This is a genomic window from Rhodococcus shunpengi (assembly GCF_048381395.1).
In the GTDB taxonomy this organism is placed as follows: Bacteria; Actinomycetota; Actinomycetes; order Mycobacteriales; family Mycobacteriaceae; genus Rhodococcus.
This window is the reverse complement of sequence record NZ_JBLWIU010000032.1, coordinates 173,225-192,898: the sequence shown is the minus strand read 5'-3', so window position 1 is coordinate 192,898 and position 19,674 is coordinate 173,225. Positions and strand designations below refer to the sequence as shown.

Here is a 19,674-nt window from a genome sequence, read left to right as displayed (position 1 = left end):
TCCTCTGGTCAGTAACCGAGGTGAACCGTCTTCTCCTCGGTGAACGCTTCGAGCCCGCTGCGGCCCAGTTCACGCCCGATGCCGCTCGCGTCACGTCCACCCCAGGGTAGTGCCGGATCGGGGACACCCCAGCCGTTGACCCACACCGTGCCCACACGCAACTGCGGGATCACGCTGTGCACGGTCGACAGGTTCTGGCTGAAGACGAACGCGTTGAGACCGTACTTCGTGGCGTTCGCCAGCTGCACGGCCTCCTCGGTGGTCTTGAAGGTGATGACCGTGGCGACGGGGCCGAAGATCTCCTCGCGGGCGATGGTGAGGTCGTTGGTGCCGCGGAAGACGGTCGGCTCCACGAAGAAACCGCGCTCCCCCACCCGCGACCCGCCGGTCAGCAGTTGAGCGCCTTCGTTCTTGCCCTTCTCGATGTAGCCGAGGATGCGGTCGAGCTGCTTGCGGTTGACGATGGTGCCCTGCGTCGTCGACGCGTCGAAGGGATCACCGATCACCGCTCCGCGGGCGAACTCGACGAGTCCCTCGACGACCTGATCGGCGATCGACTCGTGCACGATCACGCGCGTGCCGGCGGCACACACCTGACCCTGGTGGTAGAAGTTGCCCATCGCGATCCACGGCAGCGACGCCTCGAGGTCGGCGTCGGGGAAGATCAGCTGCGGCGCCTTGCCGCCGAGTTCGAGGGTCACCTTCCGGAACTTCTCGCCGGCGAGCGAGGTGATGGTCTTCCCGACGGCCGGGCTGCCGGTGAAGGTGATCTTGTCGATGCCCTCGTGGGCGGCCAGCGCAGCACCGGCTTCGGGACCGAGACCGGGCACGACGTTGAACGCGCCGTCCGGTACTCCGGCCTCGGCGAGCAGGTCGGCGAGCTTCAGGGTCGACAGCGAAGCGTCCTCGGCGGGCTTGACGACCACCGAGCATCCGGCGGCCAGGGCCGGGGCGATCTTCCAGGCCGCGACGACCGTCGGGTTGTTCCACGGAGTGATCGCACCGACCACACCGAGGGGCTGGCGCAGGGTGAATCCGAAGCGGTGCTGCGGACCCACATCGGGCAGGATCATCGCCTCACCGGCGATCTTGTCGGCCCAGCCTGCGTAGTGCCGGAACGACGCCGCGGCGGCGGGGATGTCCCCGGCGACGGTGTCGGCGTAGAGCTTGCCCATCTCCGCGGTCTCGAGCGCCGACAGTTCGGGGGCGTGCTGCTCGATGAGGTCGGCGGCGCGGGAGAGGATCCGGCCGCGTTCGGCACCGGCCATCCGCGACCAGACACCGGATTCGAAGGTGTCGCGCGCGGCGAGGACGGCCGCGTCGATGTCGGCGGCCCCACCCGCCGCGACCTCGGCGACGGCCTCTTCCGTCGCCGGGTTGATCGACGAGAAGTGGGCACCCGAACGGGCGGGCACGGCCCGGCCGCCGATCCGCAGCTGCGGGTCGGGTACGACGACGGGTGCGGGGGTGGACAGTTCGGTCATCACGACTCCTGGGGAGAAGGTGGGGTGAAGCGTCGGGTGAGGCCGGACCACGAGGAGTCGTAGTTCGGCTGGCGATGCGCTGCGCGATGGGCCGCGTCGGTGACGGAGAGGGCGAGTCTCGTCTCGAACATGAACGACAGGGTGTTCACGAGCTTGACCGGCTTCAGTTCGGCCGACGTCGCGAGATCGAAGGTCTCGACGTCGGGTCCGTGAGCGCCCCACTGGTTGTGGAGCGACGCGCCGCCCGGGACGAATCCTTCCGCCTTCGAGTCGTGCTGTCCACGAACGAGTCCCATGAACTCGGTCATGACGTTGCGGTGGAAGTGCGGCGGCCGGAAGGTGTGCTCCCCGACCACCCAGCGGTCGGGGAAGACACAGAAGTCGACATTGGCCTGCCCCGGAATCGGGGTGGGCGAGGTGAGCACGGTGAAGATCGACGGATCGGGATGGTCCCAGCCGGCCGTGGTCATCGCGTTGAAGCGGCCCAGATCGTACTTGTAGGCACCGTGCGTGCCGTGCCAGGCGACGACGTCGAGGGGCGAGTGGTCGAGTTCGGTGGCCCACAGGTGCCCACCGAACTTCTGCACGAGTTGCACCGTGCCCGAACGGTCCTCGTACCAGGCCGTCGGGTACAGGAAGTCGCGGGCGTGGGCGAGACCGTTCGCGCCGATGGGGCCGAGTTCCGGCAGGGCCAGGGCGGCCCCGTAGTTCTCGAGCAGGTAACCGGTCGCCTTCTCACTCACCAGATCCACGCGGAACCGCAGACCTCGTCCGATCACCGCGATCTCACCGGGTTCGACGAGCAGCCGTCCCAGTTCGGTGCACAGCAGCAGCGCGCCGTCCTGCGGGACGAACAGCAGTTCTCCGTCGGCGTCGACGAAGTAACGGTCGGTCATCGACTGCGACGCCGCGTACAGATGGACGGCGACGCCGGTGCGGGCGCGGACGTCCCCGTTGACTGCGTAGGTCGTCACGCCGTCGAGGAAGTCCGTGCCCGGTGCCGGTTCCGGCTGCGGATCCCATCGCAACCGGTTCGGGGTGAGCACTCCCCCGGCGTCGGGTGCCGACACCCAGCCGGCGTCGTCGATCCGCTCGAAGGGACCGTGCGCGGCGGACGGCATGATCCGGTACGTCCATGTGCGGCGGTTGATCTCGCGGGGCTCGGTGAACGCGGTGGCCGAGTGTTGTTCGGCGTAGAGCCCGTACGCGACCCGCTGGGGCGAATTCTGTCCCCACGGAAGCACACCCGGAACGGCCTCGCTGTGGTGCTCGTTGCCGAAGCCGTGCAGATACTCGATGCCCGCGAAGCCGGGCTCCACACCGACGTCCGCGCGCTCGCTCATGTCAACGCGACCATCTCGTGCAGCGTCGAACCCGAACGCTCGTGATCGGTTCCGTCGACGGTCACCGTCATCGTGAAATCCGACCGGAAGCGGAAGTAACCGGGATGACCGACGAGCCGGTTGACGAGAGGCTTGAGCAACCTGCTCGACGCGAGTGGAACGTCCTCGAGCAGGTTGTGGGCGTGCACGATCTCGCGGACGGTGAACTTGACGTCGAGCGAGCCCGGGATGCGGAGGCGGATCCACGCCGGGTAGGTGCGGTCGGCGACCGCGTTGTGCACGATCGGCCCCTCCGTCAGTTCCACCTCGCCGTTGCTGAGGACCACCTCGCGCCCCTGCGCGACCATCACCGGCTGCGACCAGTGCGATCCGTACTTCTTCTGGGTGTGCACCATGGCGTAGACGAGGGTGAAGTCCTCGGTGTACAGCCGGCCCCAGTACCACTTGTCGATGAGGCGCTTCATGTCGCCGACGCCCCAGTTGTGGTCGTGGTAGCCGCGACCGGTGACCTCGGTGGACTTCCCGTCCACCGTCACCGTCCCCGCGACTCGCGCTCGCGGCGCGCCGACGACCCACGCAAAGAATTCGCGTTCGTTGTAGCTGGTCCGGCCGCGACCGGGCATCCACGGCGGGACCTCCGCGGTGAAGGTCAGGTCGAAGGCGAGGTCGCCTTCGGACACCGACACGCGGTAGACGGGCAGCCCGTCCTCCTCGCCGATCAGCTTCGCGAAGCTCTCACCGACGCGCACGTCGCACCGTTCGGTGGACACCGAGAGGTCGGCGTCGGTGTACGACCGGCTCGCTTCGCGTCGCTTGCCGTCCGCGCTGTAGACGTGGATCTCCACACCGGGCTTGCGGTGCACCAGTTCCCGGGTCTGGATCATCGCCACGACGATCCGTCCGTCGTCGAGATGGGCGTCGAAGTACCAGTGTTCGAAGGCGTGCTTGTCGGTGGACGGGTGGGCACCGTTGTCGGCGGCCTCCACGGCGGTGATCTCACCGTCGCGGCGTCCGGGGCCGTTCCATGCTTCGACGATGTGTAGGGTCATCGAGTTCTCTCCGTACGAGGTCTAGTGGGGCGGGACTGTCCGGGCCGATCAGCGACGGAGTGCTCCGCTGGCGTCGAATTGTGCTTCGCGCCCTTCCATCTGGGCGCGGTACCAGTTCTCGCGATGGGCGCACATGATCTTCTCGTGCACGCCGGCCGCGCCGGGGACGAACCGCCGGGTGAGTTCCATCGCGGTGATGAGCGGGAAGCGGACGATCGGGATGATCATCCAGGGAAGCACTTTCGGCATCGAGTACTTGCGTCGGGTGCCCGGCCCCATGAACATCGCCGAGTACACCGAGTTGATGCGGAAGTTGTAGTGCTCCCGCAGTCTCTTCAGGCCGCGGTGCCCGTCGCGCGGGGCGAACGCCTGCGGGTAGGACTCGATGAGTTCCTTGCCGTGCTCACCCGAGTCGTACGAGCGGGAGATCACGGTGCTCATGAGCGCGCGGATGCTGTCGGCGATGGTCTCGGGGTACCACTGCATACGCACCCCGAGCAGGTAGCCCATGTACTTCTGGAAGTGGATGAGCGCGCGGATCTCTCGCGGGGTGGTGTGGTAGCCGAGGGTCCACAGGGCCAGACCCGGGGTGAGGCTGCCGGCGATGAGGGTGAGCAGCATGTAGGTCTGGCTGATCGGCAGTCCCCACTTGGCGATGTCCCATTCGGGGTGTTTCGCGACGCGTGAGCGCACGGACACGTGCATCACGCGGACCTTCAGCGCGGTGGCCCGCCCTTTCGAACCCGGGGCGAGCAGCGCGCCGGGTTCGGATACGTCGATCCAGAACCGGCAGGTCTCGAGGAAACGTCGCAGAGCGTTGTCGCCGGCATAACCTCCGGCGAGCGACAGCGGTGTCGCGACGGCTGCCTCGGTGTAGATCTCGAGGGTCTCGGCGCCCGCGAAGCTGAACAGCATCGTGCCCCAGCGACGCCAGATCGCGGCACCCTGCTCGACGAGTTCGGGCTGCACCCAGTCGGGCACGGTCTCGAACTCCTCGAACAGGGCCTTCATCGCGTCGGGCACGTCGTCGAGCGAGTCGATGCCGTCGACGAGTGCCTTGTCGAGCATCTCGCGGGTCTTCTTCGGCCCGAGTTCACCGTGGTAGACCTCGTCGACGAAGCGCTCCGCCGTGGGATCGCCGCTGAACAGGTCGTTGCACAGGGCCCGGGCCTGTTCGTCGGTGGGCAGGAAGTCGAAGCCGGTGAGCCGTCGGACGAGGTTGCGGGTGCGCTTCACCCCGGGCTTCTCCAGCGCCTGCCAGTAGGGGAAGGCGCTCGGGCATCGGTCCTGTGCGGTGCGTCCGGGACCGGCGAGTGTTCGGGTCATGCCGATACCTCCTCGAGTACCGTTCGGCGGATCCACTCGACCAGTCGTCCGACGACGTCGGAGAGACCGTCCGGTTGATCCACGAGATAGTGGTTGAGGTTCCGCATCTCGATCAGTTCGTTGTGGGTGCCCGCCAGCGCGTCGTACATCAGCCGGGAATCCTCGGCGAAGGCCGCCTGGTCTCCGAGCAGGCTCATCACCATCGTCGGGGTGGTGACGTTGCGGAGGTCGGTGAGTGCGTCGGCGTGGGTGTGGTCGACGCTCCACGTGCTGAGCCAGCTGCGCACCGTGACGAAGCGGGCCAGTCCACCGGCGGCGGTGTTGGCCGCCTTCGGATCTCCGTACATGGAGCCGAGTGCGCGGTCGCTCGGGTCGAGGCTCAGGTCGACGAAGCGCGGATCCGCGACGGTGCGGTGCACGACGAAGCCGCGATCGGAGGCGCCGGTGCGTTCGAGGTCGGCGAGTTGCTCGAGCGCCCACGCGTCGATGCGGCGCATGCGGGCGAGCTGCGCGTCGCGGTACCTCTGCACCCATTCGGAATCGAGTGGTGCCGTGCGCCCGGGGGCGTAGAGGTCGAGATCGGGATCGGTGGCGTAGGGGTCGGATTCGTCGGTGACCGCGCCGTCGATCCAGTGCCGGAGAACGCGTGCTCGGCCGGGGTGCGCGCCGACGAGCATCAGGGCGTCGGCCGGTCGCAGGTTCGCCTCGGCGAACGGTGCCGGGTCGCCCGCGGGTGTGGTCGTCACGGTCGAGTTCTGCGCCTGCGACTGGTAGAACGACGCGAGCGACCCGCCGCCGCTGAACCCGAGGAGTACGACCTTCTCGAAGCCGAGTTCGTCGGTCATCCACCGCACTCCGGTGCCGAGGTCGAAGGCGGCCCGCTCCATGATGAGTGCCGGTTCGTTGGACGAGTAGCGGGTGTTGAGTCCCATTGCGGGGACGCCTGCTTCGGCGAAGGCGCGGAGCAGGAAGTGGCTCAGGAAGTTCGAGGCCGGGTGGCACATGACCACACCGACGTCCTTCGAGTACCCGGGTTGCGCGACGAGGTTGCCGTGCAGCGTCGGGTAGTGGCGGCTGAGCCCGGAGTGCATCTCGACGCGACCGTCGTTCGCCGGTTCGTACGGGATGCGCTGGAAGTGGTCTCGGGTCGTGGTGGAACTGGTGGAAGTCATGTCACCGTCCGGTATTTGAGCATCATGTCGTGGTCTTCGTGGTCGAGGATGTGGCAGTGCCACACATATCCCTGCAGGTCGCCGCCGGCAGTGTCGCCGTGGTCGGCGTGGTCACCGTGTTTGCCGTGGCCGGCGCGGTGCGGATCGAAGGTGTGCACCGCGCGCGAGAACGTCGCGTCGGGGTCGAAGCCGAGTTCGTCGGCGGTCGGGAAGTACGCGATGATGCGGGTCACCGAGTTCGGATCGCAGACGACCGTGTCCTTGTAGCCGGTCTCCCACGGCTCCGGTCCCCGCATCGGTTCGACGACGTACGGGTCGGGATCGGGCGTCCACTTGAGCCCGATGGGCGGTTGCGGCTGCCGCGCACACATCGCGAGGGTGTTGATCGCCTGCCGTCCCAGAACGCGGAAGTGCACCAGATGCAGGTGGATCGGGTGCGGGTCGGGCGTCGCGTTGACGATGTTCCACTGCTCGACGGTGCCCTGACGCGGCATCTCGATGTCGGTGCTGTGGTACATCAGGTTGTTCAGCGACATGATCGACGGCGGGATCCGCACCTCCGAGGGCTGGCTCAGCGATACGTTCCGTACGTTCTGCGGCACCGGGATCGGCCCGACCGCGGGTGGAAGACCGGGGCCGCCGCGCAGGCGGTCCGGGACCGGACCGGTGAACCCGCGGCCGGATTCGGCTCGGAAGCGCATGAACAGCGGCATGAGCACGGCACCGATCTGCGCGGCCTGCGGTGCGGCGGGTTCGGAGTTGCGCAATTCGACGGTGGCGTCCGCGTCGAGCTGCGCGAAGTCGACGAGCAGGTCCACGCGTTCGCCGGGCGACAGTCGCACGCGGGTCGTGGGAACCGGCGCATCGAGCAGGCCACCTTCCATGCCGATCACCCAGAACGGCATGCCGTTGGAGAAGTGCAGGTCCCAGATGCTGAACGACGCCGCGTTGAGCAGCCGGACCCGGTAGAGCCCGCGCGCGACCCGGGCCTCGGGCCAGATCCTGCCGTTGACGACGCCGACGTCGCCGACGGCGCCGCCCTCCCAGCGACCCTGCGGGACGATCGGGGTGGAACGGATGCTTTGCGAACCGTCGCCGTTGACGATCTTCTCCTGCAGCACCAGATCGAGTTCGAACTCGCCGGTGGGCAGGCCCAGCGGGTTGCCGGGCAGTCCGGTGTCGTAGTCGTCGCGGAGCAGGTACATGCCGGCCAGTCCCGCGTAGGCGTTCAGGCGGGTGACGGCCATGGCGTGGTCGTGGTACCACAGCGTCGTCGCGTCCTGACGGTTCGGGAAGCGGTACGTGAATCCCTGTCCGGGCCGGGAGATCTGCTCGGGGTTGCCGTCAAATTCCGGAGGCGTGACCCCACCGTGCAGGTGCATCGAGGTGGGGACGTCGGTGCGGTCGCGTTCGCTCAGACCGTGCAGCGAGGTGTCGAAGTCGACGGCGAAGGGATGCGCGTCGATGCGGTTGCGGTACTCGATCGACGTCTCCTGCCCGCGGTGCGCCACGAGAGTCGGTCCGCCGTAGGTGTTGTCGCCGTAGGCGAGAGCGGGACCGGGCGGAAGGTCGCGGTGGAAGCTGTGCATCGTGCTGACGGCGTCGATCCGGTAGGACGACGAGTCCAGACGCGGCAGGACGGGCAGGCCGTCGACGAAGGGTTCGAGTCGTGGGGAGTGGAACAACAGGGGGCGGGAGATGTCCGGCCCGTCCGCGAACGCTCGGCCACCGAGAAGCACCGCACCGGTTCCTGCGGCGAGCCCGGCGAGAAGGGTTCTACGGGTGAGTCTCTGCATGACGCGGCTTTCTGTGTTCCGGATCGGGAGTCGATGCGGACAGTCATCGTGACCGCCGCCACAGTACCATACGGTATGGTTTGGTCAATAGTGCGCACAGAGGAGTGCAGATGACTCGATCCCCCTGCTCGGCGATGGTTTCGGCGGTCGCTGTTCTCACCCTCGCCGCGGTGGCTCCGGCGCCCGCAGCGGCCGATCCGAGCCCTGCGCCGTGCTCCGGCGCAGACGCTGCTGTGGCACTCGTCCACGACCTCGCGAGCACTCCGGACGTGTGGTCCGATCTGCGCGCCGACCTCACCGGAGCCGGTTTCTGCACCGTCCCCGTCACCTGGGGCCAACCGGCGGGCACCGATGTCCCGATCCCCCTCGCCGGCCTGCGGAGCGTCGACGCGGGCGCACGCGACCTGGCCGACGCCCTGGACGAGCTGTGCGGGCAGCGATCGCAGTGCACGGTCGACGTCGTGGCGCACGGCGCCGGTTCCCTCGTCACCCAGCGATACCTGCAGGATCACGGCAACGATCGGGTCCGATCGCTGACCACACTCGGCCCGATGTGGCACGGCACGGAGATCGCCGGACTGGCCGCCGCCGAGCAGACCAGCCGCGATCTCGGCACCTACGACGCGGTCCTCGCCCTCGAGAAGCCGCTCGTCGACCCCCTGTGTGCCGGATGCCGCGAGATCATCGCCGGATCGGATCTCCTACGCGACCTGCACTCACGCGGCGTGCCCACGGCCGGGATCGACTACACCGACATCGTCTCCCGCTGCGACGGACTCGTCGTCCCACCCGAGAACGGAGCGCTGCCCACCTCGACCGTGGTCACGCTTCCCGGGCCGGATTCGTCACCATGCGTTCACCATTGGGAACTCCCCCGCGACGGCTCGGCACGCGACGCCGTCCTCACGGCACTGCCCGGTTCGGGCATGTAGTCTCGATTTCGGACCCGATCGAGACGAGGTGACCATCCGTGGCAGAGCAACCGGCGAGGAGTGGTCGCCGGTCGGGCAGACGACCACGGCTGTCCCTCGACGACTGGACCGAGGCGGGTCTGCGCCTGCTCGTCTCCGAAGGACGCAGCGCCGTGAAGATCTCGCGACTGTGCGACGAACTCGGAGTCACCAAAGGTAGCTTCTACTGGCACTTCTCCGACATCGACGACCTGATGAAGGCCATCGCCACCCGCTACACCTCGCAGGACAACGACGCCGCGCGCGGCCTGACGAGCCTCGAAGAACTGCCCGTCGACGAACGGCTCGCCCACATGGGTGCGATGCTCGTCGACGAACGCGCCTGGGAGGCCGAGGTCGCGGTGCGCGAGTGGGCGCGCAGCGATCCGCAGGTCGCCGAATCGGTCCGTGCACTCGACCAGCGCATCATGGCCGTCGTCCGAAACTGTTTCCTCGAACTGGGTTTCGGCGAGGAAGAAGCGGAGCTGCGCGCCGGCACCCTCGTCTACGCGGGGATCGGCTTCCTGTACGGCCGCGACAGCCTGCCCTCCCCCACGGCCACGCAGATCCAGGAGCTGTTGAAGATCCTGGTCCGCCGCTGATCCCTCTCGGTCCTGGCCCTTCTCCGGCGCCGCTCTCGAACGGACGATGCCCGGGGTGGATCACTCCGCCCCGGGCACCTGCCACCCCACCACTGTGGTCCTGTCTAGCGCGCCTCGTTCAGCCGCTCGACCGCCTCGTCGTAGCCCCGGACGAGTTCGGCCATGATCTCCGCGACGGGACGGATCTCGTTCATCCGCCCCACCACCTGCCCGACCGGCATCGCGACGGCCTCGGGGTCGTCGGCCGCCGACATGCGCTGGTGCGCCTCGCTCACGAGTATGTTCTGCAACGGCATCGGCAGCGGTTCGGGCGCATCGGGTTTCGACCACGCCTCCGTCCACTTGGTCTTGAGCAGACGCGCGGGCTTGCCCGAGTAGATCCGCGACCGCACGGTGTCGGACGAGCTCGCTCCGAGCAACGCGCGCTGGATCGACGACGGGCCGTGCGCGGCCGCCCCGAGCTTGTACTCCGAGGTGGTGAGCCAGTACGAACCCATCCACACACCGGACGCACCGAGGGCCAGCGCCGCCGCGACCTGCCGTCCCGATCCCACGCCGCCGGCGGCGAGCACTGCCGCGGAATCACCGAGTGCATCGACGATTTCGGGCCACAGCACCATCGACGCGATCTCACCGGTGTGCCCGCCCGCCTCGTAACCCTGCGCGATCACGATGTCGACACCGTTCTCGACGTGCCGCTTCGCGTGCTCGACCGCGCCCGCGAGTGCCGCGACCGGCACTCCCTTCTCGTGCGCGAGGTCGATGACGTCCTTCGGCGGCGACCCCAGGGCGTTGGCGATCAGAGCGGGCCGGTGCGCGAGGGCGACGTCGACGTGCGAACGCGCGACCGAATGCAGCCAGCCCAGAACACCGCTCGCCTCGCCGACGTCGTCGGACAGCGGCGGCACACCGAGTTCGTCGAGCGTGCGGTTGACGAAGGCACGGTGCTCGGCGGGGATCAGTTTGTCGAGGTCCACCGCGGTGCCCTCGGTGGGCACCTTGGCGGGCATCACGATGTCGACGCCGTACGGCTTGCCGTCGGTGTTCTCGTCCATCCAGGTCAGAACGGCGTCGAGTTCCTCCGGGTCGTTGAACCGCACGCACCCGAGGACACCGAGTCCGCCTGTGCGGCTGATCGCCGCCGCGACGTGTTCGGAGGGCGTGAATCCGAAGATCGGATACTCGATACCGAACTTCTTGCTGAGGCCGGTCTGCATGTGTCCTTCTATCCCGTCGCCGCGGCGCCGTTGCCGTCGCCGTTGTTGTAGACCTCGTCGGCCGGACGCAGTCCGGTCTGGTCCTTGGCCCACCGGTAGTCGGGCTTACCCGCCGGCGACCGCTTGATCTCGTCGACGAACCACACCGCGCGCGGCACCTTGTACCCTGCGATCCTCGACCGTGCCGTCGACATGAGTTCGTCGAGCGTCGTCTGCTCGCCCTCGCGCAGGGCGACGACGGCGGAGACCCGCTCGCCGAAGCGCTCGTCCGGCACACCGACCACCAGGGCGTCGAAGACCGCCGGGTGCTGCTTGAGTGCGCCCTCGACCTCCTCGGGGTAGACCTTCTCGCCGCCGCTGTTGATCGAGACCGAACCGCGGCCGAGCATCGTGACGGTGCCGTCGGCCTCGACGCGTGCGTAGTCGCCGGGGATCGAGTAGCGGATCCCGTTGTACTCGCGGAAGGTCGCCTTGGTCTTGGCCTCGTCCTTGTAGTAGCCGAGCGGGATGTTGCCGGTGCGCGCGACCATGCCGACCTTGCCGGAACCCGGTTCGATCGGGTTGCCGTCGTCGTCGAGGACGGTGGTCGACTCGTCGATCTTCACCGTGGGGCCGCCACCGAGGGTCTTGCCCTTCTCGGCGATACCGATGCCGCCGAAGCCGGTCTCGGACGAACCGATGGAGTCGGTGATGACCTTGCCGGGCAGCAGGTCGAGGAAACGATCCTTGATGGACGGGGAGAACAGAGCGGCGCTCGACGCCATGGCGAACAGCGTCGAGAGGTCGTAGGGCTGACCGGTCTTCGGGTTGCCCTCCTCGAGTGCGTCGAGCATGGGGCGAGCCATCGCGTCGCCGGTGATGAAGATGACGTTGACCTTGTGGTCGTCGATGATGCGCCACACCTCGTGGCCCGAGAACTCGGGGTGCATGATGACCTTGCCGCCGCTGAACAGCGACTGGAACAGCGCCCACTGGGCGCCACCGTGGATCATCGGCGGGATGGGATAGCGCACGAGACCGGGATTCTCGGCGCCCTCCTTCGCCAGCTGCCATTCGTCCTTGACCCACTCGCCGGTCATGAAGTTGATGCCGCCACCGAGGACGCGCCAGACATCTTCGTGACGCCACATCACGCCCTTGGGGTGGCCGGTGGTGCCGCCGGTGTAGAGGATGTAGATGTCGTCGGCGCTGCGGTCTTCGAAGTCGCGTTCCGGCGAGCTCTGCGCCAGTGCCGCTTCGTATTCGATGCCGCCGTAGGCCGAGAAGTCGACGTCGGTGCCGTCCTCGACCACCACGACGGTCTTCACCAGCGGTGTGCTCGGGAGGACGTTCGCCACCTTGTCGGAGTACCGGCGCTCGTGGATGAGGGCCACCATGTCGGAGTTGTCGAAGATGTACTGCAACTCGTTCTCGACATAGCGGTAGTTGACGTTGATCATGATGGCGCGGATCTTGAAGACCGCGATCATCGCCTCTACGGCCTCGATGGTGTTCCGGGAGTAGATGCCGACCTTGTCGCCCGGCTCCACTCCTTGTTCGCGCAGGTAATGAGCAAGTCGGTTGGCTCGTTCCTCCAGCTGTGCGTAGGTGACCTCACGTCCGTCCGAGGCCAGCGCGACGCGCTCGGGAACGAGGTCGATTGCGTGTTCGACGAGGTCTGCGATGTTTAGGGCCACGCTGACAAAAGTAGAACGTGTTACCGTTTCTGACAAGACCCGAATATGATCCAGTTCACAACACCGCGAGGAGTCCTGCCAGTGTCCGCTACCGAAGCCCCCGGCGCAGCCGATTCGGACATCTCGTCCCGCGAACCGCACTGCCTCGTCGAGCAACGCGGCCACGTCCTGATCGTCACGCTCAATCGCCCCGAAGCACGAAATGCGCTGTCCGGCGAGATGATGGCGATCATGAACGAGGCGTGGGACCGCGTCGACAACGATCCCGAGATCCGCGTCGCGATCCTCACCGGCGCCGGTGGCGCGTTCTGCGCGGGTGCAGATCTCAAGGCCATGAATGCAGCGCCTCCCGGAGACAAGTTCGAGCAGGGCGAACGGAGCGACGGGAATGGCAACGGCGGTGGGTGGGACCTCAGCCGGCTTCCCGCACTGCTGAAGGGCCGCCGTCTGACGAAGCCGCTGATCGCGGCCGTCGAGGGCGCCGCCATCGCCGGTGGCACCGAGATCCTGCAGGGCACCGACATCCGTGTCGCCGGCGAGAGCGCGAAATTCGGCGTCTCCGAGGCGAAGTGGGGACTGTTCCCGCTCGGCGGATCCGCCGTGCGCCTCGTCCGTCAGATCCCGTACACGATCGCCGCCGACATCCTGCTCACCGGCCGCCACATCAAGGCCGCCGAGGCCAAGGAGATCGGGCTCATCGGTCACGTCGTCCCCGACGGCACCGCACTCGACAAGGCCCTCGAGATCGCCGAGACGATCGCGAACAACGGCCCGGTTGCCGTGCAGGCCATCCTCCGGACCATCCGCGACTCGGAAGGTCTGCACGAGGAGGAGGCGTTCCGGATCGACGCCGAGCTCGGCGCAGCCGTCTTCAAGAGCGCCGACGCCAAGGAGGGCCCACGGGCGTTTGCCGAGAAGCGCGCCCCGAAGTTCACCGGCTCCTGACCTGCGGCGTCGCTGACCGCGCTCCCACCGGTGAGAGCGCGGTCACAGCCATGCCCTCGGCCCTGCTACATTGCCCGCTGTGACCCACAACACAGAGTCACAGCGTTCGTCGAGGTAATGAGGAGCCCCATGTATCCAGGAGTCCACGCCCGAACCGCCCCGGACAAGCTCGCCGTCGTCCTGGCCGACAGCGGCCGGAGCCTGACCTACCGCGAACTCGACGACCGGTCGGCGGCGCTCGCCCGCGTGCTGCACGATTCCGGGCTCCGCCCCGGCGACGTCGTCGCCCTCCTCACGGAGAATCAGCCGGAGGCCTTCGAGGTGTTCTGGGCCGCAATGCGGTCCGGCTTGTACATCACGGCGGTCAACAGCCATCTCACCGCCGGCGAGGTGGCATACATCGTCGAGGACAGCGGCGCCAAGGCCCTGATCGTGTCGGCCACACTGGGCGATCTCTCCGAGCAGGTCGGCGAGAAGGTCACGATCGGTTCCGCGCGACTCGCGTTCGGCGGCGCCGTGCGCGGTTTCGAGTCGTACGAGGACGCCCTCGCCGCGGCCGGTCCACGGCTCGAGGAGGAGCCGTGCGGTGCCATCATGCTGTACTCGTCCGGAACCACGGGCTTCCCCAAGGGAATTCAGCCGGATCTCCCGGAACGTCGCGTCGACGAACCCGGTGAGCCGCTGGTGACGGTGGCGCAGTTCCTCTTCGGCCTCACCGACTCCGACGTCTACTACTCCCCCGCCCCGATCTATCACGCAGCACCGCTGCGCTGGGGTGGGGCGATCCACGCGCTCGGTGGCACGGTGGTCCTCGCCGACAAGTTCGACGCCGAGACCGCGCTCCGGCACATCGAGGAGCACAAGATCACCGCGGGGCAGATGGTGCCGACGATGTTCGTGCGCATGCTCAAGCTCGACGACGAGATCCGCGCCCGCCACGACCTGTCGAGTCTGCGCGTGCTCGTCCACGCCGCCGCGCCGTGCCCGCCGGAGGTCAAGCGGGCGATGATCGACTGGCTCGGACCGGTGATCTACGAGTACTACAGCTCCACCGAGGCCAACGGGATCACGTTCATCAACAGTCAGGAATGGCTCGAACACCCGGGTTCGGTCGGTAAGAGTGTGCTCGGGCCCGCGCACATCTGCGACGAGGCAGGGCGCGAACTTCCGGCCGGCGAGGTGGGGACGATCTATCTCGAGTACGAGAAGGTTCCGTTCTCGTACCACAACGATCCCGAGAAGACCGCGGCGTCGCAACATCCCGAGCACCCCACCTGGACCACGGTCGGCGACCTCGGTTATCTCGACGAGGACGGTTACCTGTATCTGACCGACCGCAAGTCGTTCACGATCATCTCCGGCGGGGTGAACATCTATCCGCAGGAGATCGAGAACGTCCTCGCCCTGCATCCGGCCGTCGAGGACGTCGCCGTGATCGGCGTGCCGCATCCGGAGATGGGCGAGGAGGTCAAGGCCGTCGTGCAGGTGTCGTCCGGTGCCACCGCATCACCCGATCTCGCCGACGAGCTCATCGCGTACGTCCGCGAGCGGGTCGCCCACTTCAAGGTGCCGCGGTCGGTGGACTTCGTCGACGAACTGCCCCGTACCCCCACGGGCAAGCTGGTGAAGGGCAAGCTGAAGGCGGCCTACGCTTCCTGATGCCCGCACGCGGCGGGTGGAAACCGTCCTCACGGAACGGTTTCCGCCCGCTGCCGTGTGTCCAGCGCAGCACCACGGTTCAGCGCAAGATCACGGTCTAGCGCAGCACCACGTCGGCGATCGTGCGGACCTGGTCGACGTCGCGGCAACCGACCAGCAGCATCGTCACGCCGGCCTCCTCCCACCGCTTCACGCCCTCGCGTACCTCGTCGGCGTTACCGACGATCATCGTCTCGGTGATCATCTCGTCCGGGATCGCGGCGGCCGCCTCGTCCTTGCGACCGGCACGGAACAGCGCGGTCACCTCCTCGACCACGACGTCGTACCCCATCCGCCGGTAGACCTGCGCGTGGAAGTTCAACTCCGGTGCGCCCATTCCCCCGACGTACAGCGCCGTCACCGGTTTCATCGCCGCGATGGTCGCCGCGCGGTCGTCGGTGACGACCACCTGGCAGGTCGCGGCGATCTCGAAGTCCTCGCGGGTGCGCCGGGCACCCGGCCGGGCGAACCCTTCGTCGAGCCACTCGTCGTACATCGACGCCAGCCGCGGGGTGTAGTAGATCGCGAGCCAGCCGTCGGCGATCTCGGCGGTGAGTGCGACGTTCTTCGGGCCTTCGGCGCCGATCCAGATCGGGATGTCCGACCGCAACGGATGCGTGATGGGCTTGAGCGGTTTGCCGAGCCCGGTGGAGCCGGCGCCCGCATAGGGCAGCGGGAAGTGCGGTCCGTCGCTGGTCACCGGCTCTTCGCGCGCGAGCACCTTGCGGATCACGTCGACGTACTCGCGGGTGCGCGCGAGCGGCTTCGCGAACGGCTGCCCGTACCACCCCTCCACCACCTGCGGCCCCGAGACGCCGAGGCCGAGGATGTGCCGGCCACCCGAGAGGTGATCGAGCGTGAGCGCGTGCATCGCGCAACTCGTCGGTGTGCGCGCGGAGATCTGCACGACGGACGTGCCGAGTCGCACCCGTTCGGTGGACGAACCCCACCAGGCGAGCGGAGTGAACGCGTCGGATCCCCACGATTCAGCGGCGAAGACGGCGTCGAATCCTTCGGCCTCGGCCGCAGCAACGAGTTCCGGTGCGTTCGGGGGCGGCTGGGCACCCCAGTAACCGAGTTGCAGTCCCAGTTTCATTGGACGCCTTTCCTGTCGGACGAATCGCGGCGAGGTGCAGTTCGCGCGCCGCTCTTGCCAGCAACACTAGAACCTGTTCTACTCGAAATTGTGAGCCTGGGAAAGAGCGCGGTTGCCGAGCCACCGCTGAGCGCACCGCTGAATCTGAAGTTCGACTACACACGATCCACCGGGCCGACCGTCGGAGCCTTCGTCACCGGACTGCGCGACGGCCGCATTCTCGGCGCGCGCGGATCCGACGGACGGGTCCTCGTCCCGCCCCCCGAATTCGACGCGGTCACCCATGAACCGCTCACCGAGTTCGTCGAGGTCGGGCAGACCGGCACCGTGGTGAGCTGGACGTGGAACGCCGAGCCGTTGCCCGGACAGCCGTTCGACCGGCCGTTCGCGTGGGCGCTGATCCGTCTCGACGGAGCCGACACGACGCTGCTGCACGCCGTCGACGTCGCGTCCCCGGACGAGATCGGGACGGGTCTGCGTGTGCGCGTGCGCTGGGCGGCCGAGCGCACGGGCGTGATCCACGACATCGAGGCCTTCGAACCCGGCGAGTCGACCCTCACCGTGGAAGCGGCCGACGGTGAACCGGTCACCATGATCACCACTCCCGTCGACCTGCACTACCGCCATTCGGCCTCCCCCGAGGAGTCCTGGTACCTGCGCGGGCTCGCGGAGGGGAAGATCATCGGCGGTCGCACCGGCCCCGGCGGGAAGGTCTACGTGCCGCCGCGCGGCGCGAGCCCGACCGACGGCGTGCCCACCAAGGAACCGGTGGAGGTCTCCGACAAGGGCATCGTCACCACCTTCTGCATCGTCAACGTCCCGTTCATGGGCCAGCAGATCAAGCCGCCCTACGTCGCCGCCTACGTGCTGCTCGACGGCGCCGACATCCCGTTCCTGCACCTGATCCTCGAGTGCGACGCCTCCGAGGTGCGGATGGGCATGCGCGTCGAGGCCAAGTGGCGTCCGCGCGAGGAGTGGGACCACACGCTGCGCAACATCGAGTACTTCCGGCCCACCGGTGAACCCGACGCCGACTACGACACCTTCAAACACCACCTCTAGGAGCAGCGGACACCATGACAGACATTGCAGTCGTCGGCTTCGCGCATGCTCCGCACGTGCGCGAGACGTTCGGCACCACCAACGGCGTCGAGATGCTCGTCCCGTGCTTCCAGGAGCTGTACGACAAGCTCGGCATCACCAAGTCCGACATCGGATTCTGGTGCTCGGGTTCCTCCGATTACCTTGCCGGACGCGCGTTCTCGTTCATCTCGGCGATCGACGCGATCGGTGCGGTCCCGCCCATCAACGAGTCGCATGTCGAGATGGACGCGGCCTGGGCGCTCTACGAGGCGTGGGTCAAGCTCATCACCGGTGAGGTCGACACCGCCCTCGTCTACGGCTTCGGCAAGTCCTCGGCCGGCACCCTGCGGCGCACCCTCTCCCTGCAGCTCGATCCGTACCTCGTGGCACCGCTCGGCGTCGACTCCGTCTCACTCGCCGGCCTGCAGGCCCGCATGGGTCTCGACTCCGGCAAGTGGACCGACCGCGAGATGGCCGAGGTCGCGGTGCGCAGCCGCGCGGCCGCGAAGAACAACCCGAAGGCCCAGCTCTCGGGTGATCTCGACATCGAGGACCTGCTCTCGCAGCCGTACATCGCCGATCCGCTGCGCAAGCACGACTGCGCTCCGGTCACCGACGGTGCCGCCGCGATCGTCCTCGCGAGCGGCGACCGGGCCCGCGAGCTGTGCGAGAACCCCGCGTGGATCACCGGGATCGAACATCGCACCGACTCACCGAACTTCGGCTCGCTCGACCTCACGGTGTCGGCCTCCGCACGGGCTGCCGCGCAGGCGGTCACCGGTGGCGACACCGCCTTCGACGTCGCCGAACTGCACGCGCCGTTCACGCATCAGGAGCTCATCCTCCGCGAGGCGATCGGCTTGGACGATTCGACGACGATCAACCCGTCCGGCGGACCGCTGACGGGCAACCCGATGTTCTCCGGCGGTCTCGAGCGCATCGGTTACGCAGCGCAGGCGATCATGGACGGCACGGCCGGACGTGCACTCGCGCATGCGACGAGCGGTGCTGTGCTGCAACAGAATCTGGTAGCCGTTCTGGAGGGACGCAACTGATGGCGAAGCAACCCGCAGCTGTCCTCGGAACCGGGCAGACCCACTACGTCGCCAAGCGGCACGACGTGTCGATGTCCGGCCTCGTCCGCGAGGCGATCGACCGAGCCATGGCAGACGCCCAGGTGGGCTGGGACGACATCGACGCCGTCGTGATCGGCAAGGCCCCCGACCTGTTCGAGGGCGTCATGATGCCCGAACTGTCGATGGTCGACGCCATCGGCGCCACGGGCAAGCCGATGCTGCGCGTGCACACCGCCGGGTCCGTCGGGGGCTCGACGGCGAACGTCGCGGCAAGCCTCGTACAGGCCGGTGTGCACCGCCGGGTGCTCGCGGTGGCCTGGGAGAAGCAGTCCGAGTCGAACGCGATGTGGGCGCTGTCCACACCGGTCCCGTTCACCATGCCGGTCGGTGCCGGTGCGGGCGGCTACTTCGCGCCGCACGTCCGTTCGTACATCCGCCGGTCCGGCGCGCCCGAGCACATCGGAGCGATGGTCGCGGTCAAGGACCGTCTCAACGGCGCCAAGAATCCGTACGCCCATCTGAAGCAGCCCGAGATCACCCTGGAGAAGGTGCAGGCCTCGCAGATGCTGTGGGACCCGATCCGGTACGACGAGACGTGCCCGTCGTCCGACGGTGCGTGCGCAGTCGTGCTCGGCGACGAGGACACCGCGAAGGCCGCCGAGCAGTCGGGCCGCAAGGTGGCCTGGATCCACGCCACCGCGATGCGCACCGAACCGACCACCTATGCCGGTCGCGACCAGGTCAATCCGGAGGCCGGCCGGGTCGCCGCCGCGGCGCTGTGGAAGCAGGCCGGTATCACCGATCCGCTCACCGAGATCGACTGCGCCGAGATCTACGTGCCGTTCTCGTGGTTCGAGCCGATGTGGCTCGAGAATCTCGGCTTCACCCCCGAGGGTTCGGGCTGGAAGCTCACCGAGGCCGGCGAGACGGCCATCGGCGGCCAGTTGCCGATCAACATGTCCGGCGGCGTGCTCTGCTCCAACCCGATCGGTGCGTCGGGCATGATCCGCTTCGCCGAGGCCGCGATCCAGGTGATGGGCAAGGCGGGAGACCACCAGGTGGACGGTGCCCGCAAGGCGCTCGGCCACGCCTACGGTGGTGGCTCGCAGTACTTCTCGATGTGGGTCGTGGGCTCCGACCGGCCCACGAACTAGGAGGCGG

Annotated in this window: 16 protein-coding genes; 7 read left to right on the top strand and 9 right to left on the bottom strand. The window is 67.8% G+C overall.

Annotated elements, in window-relative coordinates; genetic code table 11:
* Nucleotides 1-8: 8 nt before the first annotated feature.
* From ACNJ7K_RS19390 to ACNJ7K_RS19365, 6 genes are read right to left on the bottom strand one after another with little or no spacing between them, the layout of a single operon-like run.
* The gene (locus ACNJ7K_RS19390; RefSeq protein WP_230788359.1) at nt 9-1,484 is read right to left on the bottom strand and encodes an aldehyde dehydrogenase family protein; all 1,476 of its coding nucleotides are present in this window, start codon (nt 1,482-1,484) and stop codon (nt 9-11) included.
* Nucleotides 1,484-2,827, bottom strand: coding sequence for a homogentisate 1,2-dioxygenase (gene hmgA / locus ACNJ7K_RS19385; RefSeq protein WP_159416753.1), 1,344 nt, complete (start codon nt 2,825-2,827; stop codon nt 1,484-1,486). Before hmgA ends, ACNJ7K_RS19390 begins: the two co-directional genes overlap by 1 nt.
* Nucleotides 2,824-3,876, bottom strand: a complete 1,053-nt coding sequence (locus ACNJ7K_RS19380; protein WP_487042076.1) for a lipocalin-like domain-containing protein — start codon at nt 3,874-3,876, stop codon at nt 2,824-2,826. Before ACNJ7K_RS19380 ends, hmgA begins: the two co-directional genes overlap by 4 nt.
* A 48-nt stretch (nt 3,877-3,924) precedes the next feature.
* Nucleotides 3,925-5,202, bottom strand: a complete 1,278-nt coding sequence (locus tag ACNJ7K_RS19375) for an oxygenase MpaB family protein (protein WP_159416755.1) — start codon at nt 5,200-5,202, stop codon at nt 3,925-3,927.
* The gene (locus ACNJ7K_RS19370) at nt 5,199-6,374 is read right to left on the bottom strand and encodes an alpha/beta hydrolase family protein (RefSeq protein WP_159416756.1); all 1,176 of its coding nucleotides are present in this window, start codon (nt 6,372-6,374) and stop codon (nt 5,199-5,201) included. The genes ACNJ7K_RS19375 and ACNJ7K_RS19370 overlap by 4 nt, the downstream gene beginning before the upstream one ends.
* Nucleotides 6,371-8,170, bottom strand: a complete 1,800-nt coding sequence (locus tag ACNJ7K_RS19365) for a multicopper oxidase family protein (RefSeq protein ID WP_159416757.1) — start codon at nt 8,168-8,170, stop codon at nt 6,371-6,373. The genes ACNJ7K_RS19370 and ACNJ7K_RS19365 overlap by 4 nt, the downstream gene beginning before the upstream one ends.
* A 110-nt stretch (nt 8,171-8,280) precedes the next feature.
* Here ACNJ7K_RS19365 and ACNJ7K_RS19360 point away from each other — a divergent pair, with 110 nt between their 5' ends.
* Complete coding sequence (locus ACNJ7K_RS19360) at nt 8,281-9,102, top strand: esterase/lipase family protein (protein WP_225623713.1); 822 nt, start codon at nt 8,281-8,283, stop codon at nt 9,100-9,102.
* Between the two features lie 38 nt (nt 9,103-9,140).
* On the top strand, nt 9,141-9,722 hold the full coding sequence (locus ACNJ7K_RS19355; protein WP_225623712.1) for a TetR/AcrR family transcriptional regulator: 582 nt from the start codon (nt 9,141-9,143) through the stop codon (nt 9,720-9,722).
* A gap of 104 nt (nt 9,723-9,826) precedes the next feature.
* Here the strand turns inward: ACNJ7K_RS19355 and ACNJ7K_RS19350 are convergent, their stop codons facing one another.
* Both ACNJ7K_RS19350 and ACNJ7K_RS19345 read right to left on the bottom strand, forming a co-directional pair.
* Nucleotides 9,827-10,939 (bottom strand): NAD(P)H-dependent flavin oxidoreductase, encoded by a 1,113-nt coding sequence (locus ACNJ7K_RS19350; RefSeq protein ID WP_159416758.1) that lies wholly within the window; start codon nt 10,937-10,939, stop codon nt 9,827-9,829.
* An 8-nt stretch (nt 10,940-10,947) separates the two neighbouring features.
* A complete protein-coding gene (locus ACNJ7K_RS19345; protein WP_159416759.1) occupies nt 10,948-12,615 on the bottom strand; it encodes an acyl-CoA synthetase in 1,668 nt (555 codons plus the stop codon).
* Nucleotides 12,616-12,660: 45 nt separating this feature from the next.
* Here ACNJ7K_RS19345 and ACNJ7K_RS19340 point away from each other — a divergent pair, with 45 nt between their 5' ends.
* Nucleotides 12,661-13,560 carry a crotonase/enoyl-CoA hydratase family protein gene (locus tag ACNJ7K_RS19340; RefSeq protein WP_225623711.1) on the top strand — a complete coding sequence of 300 codons (900 nt, stop codon included), beginning with the start codon at nt 12,661-12,663 and terminating at the stop codon, nt 13,558-13,560.
* A gap of 129 nt (nt 13,561-13,689) precedes the next feature.
* Complete coding sequence (locus ACNJ7K_RS19335) at nt 13,690-15,219, top strand: AMP-binding protein (RefSeq protein WP_159416761.1); 1,530 nt, start codon at nt 13,690-13,692, stop codon at nt 15,217-15,219.
* Nucleotides 15,220-15,316: 97 nt separating this feature from the next.
* On the opposite strand, the gene ACNJ7K_RS19330 is transcribed toward ACNJ7K_RS19335, so the two are convergent.
* The gene (locus ACNJ7K_RS19330; RefSeq protein WP_159416762.1) at nt 15,317-16,354 is read right to left on the bottom strand and encodes an LLM class F420-dependent oxidoreductase; all 1,038 of its coding nucleotides are present in this window, start codon (nt 16,352-16,354) and stop codon (nt 15,317-15,319) included.
* A gap of 90 nt (nt 16,355-16,444) precedes the next feature.
* Between ACNJ7K_RS19330 and ACNJ7K_RS19325 the strand changes: the two genes are divergently transcribed.
* The 3 genes from ACNJ7K_RS19325 to ACNJ7K_RS19315 are packed head-to-tail and all read left to right on the top strand — an operon-like array spanning nt 16,445 to nt 19,667.
* Nucleotides 16,445-17,416: a Zn-ribbon domain-containing OB-fold protein gene (locus tag ACNJ7K_RS19325; protein WP_159416763.1), complete on the top strand. Its 972-nt coding sequence runs from the start codon at nt 16,445-16,447 to the stop codon at nt 17,414-17,416.
* 14 nt (nt 17,417-17,430) lie between these two features.
* Entirely contained in the window at nt 17,431-18,492 is a 1,062-nt protein-coding gene (locus ACNJ7K_RS19320; RefSeq protein ID WP_060653743.1) for a thiolase domain-containing protein, read from the top strand.
* Nucleotides 18,492-19,667 carry a thiolase domain-containing protein gene (locus tag ACNJ7K_RS19315; protein WP_120281367.1) on the top strand — a complete coding sequence of 392 codons (1,176 nt, stop codon included), beginning with the start codon at nt 18,492-18,494 and terminating at the stop codon, nt 19,665-19,667. The genes ACNJ7K_RS19320 and ACNJ7K_RS19315 overlap by 1 nt, the downstream gene beginning before the upstream one ends.
* Nucleotides 19,668-19,674: the final 7 nt, after the last annotated feature.

What these genes read in the sequence shown, in the direction of transcription:
- ACNJ7K_RS19390 (WP_230788359.1), bottom strand. Translation starts at nt 1,484, where the DNA reads ATGACCGAACTGTCCACCCCCGCACCCGTCGTCGTACCCGACCCGCAG.
- hmgA (WP_159416753.1), bottom strand. Translation starts at nt 2,827, where the DNA reads ATGAGCGAGCGCGCGGACGTCGGTGTGGAGCCCGGCTTCGCGGGCATC.
- ACNJ7K_RS19380 (WP_487042076.1), bottom strand. Translation starts at nt 3,876, where the DNA reads ATGACCCTACACATCGTCGAAGCATGGAACGGCCCCGGACGCCGCGAC.
- ACNJ7K_RS19375 (WP_159416755.1), bottom strand. Translation starts at nt 5,202, where the DNA reads ATGACCCGAACACTCGCCGGTCCCGGACGCACCGCACAGGACCGATGC.
- ACNJ7K_RS19370 (WP_159416756.1), bottom strand. Translation starts at nt 6,374, where the DNA reads ATGACTTCCACCAGTTCCACCACGACCCGAGACCACTTCCAGCGCATC.
- ACNJ7K_RS19365 (WP_159416757.1), bottom strand. Translation starts at nt 8,170, where the DNA reads ATGCAGAGACTCACCCGTAGAACCCTTCTCGCCGGGCTCGCCGCAGGA.
- ACNJ7K_RS19360 (WP_225623713.1), top strand. Translation starts at nt 8,281, where the DNA reads ATGACTCGATCCCCCTGCTCGGCGATGGTTTCGGCGGTCGCTGTTCTC.
- ACNJ7K_RS19350 (WP_159416758.1), bottom strand. Translation starts at nt 10,939, where the DNA reads ATGCAGACCGGCCTCAGCAAGAAGTTCGGTATCGAGTATCCGATCTTC.
- ACNJ7K_RS19340 (WP_225623711.1), top strand. Translation starts at nt 12,661, where the DNA reads ATGATCCAGTTCACAACACCGCGAGGAGTCCTGCCAGTGTCCGCTACC.
- ACNJ7K_RS19335 (WP_159416761.1), top strand. Translation starts at nt 13,690, where the DNA reads ATGTATCCAGGAGTCCACGCCCGAACCGCCCCGGACAAGCTCGCCGTC.
- ACNJ7K_RS19330 (WP_159416762.1), bottom strand. Translation starts at nt 16,354, where the DNA reads ATGAAACTGGGACTGCAACTCGGTTACTGGGGTGCCCAGCCGCCCCCG.
- ACNJ7K_RS19320 (WP_060653743.1), top strand. Translation starts at nt 17,431, where the DNA reads ATGACAGACATTGCAGTCGTCGGCTTCGCGCATGCTCCGCACGTGCGC.
- ACNJ7K_RS19315 (WP_120281367.1), top strand. Translation starts at nt 18,492, where the DNA reads ATGGCGAAGCAACCCGCAGCTGTCCTCGGAACCGGGCAGACCCACTAC.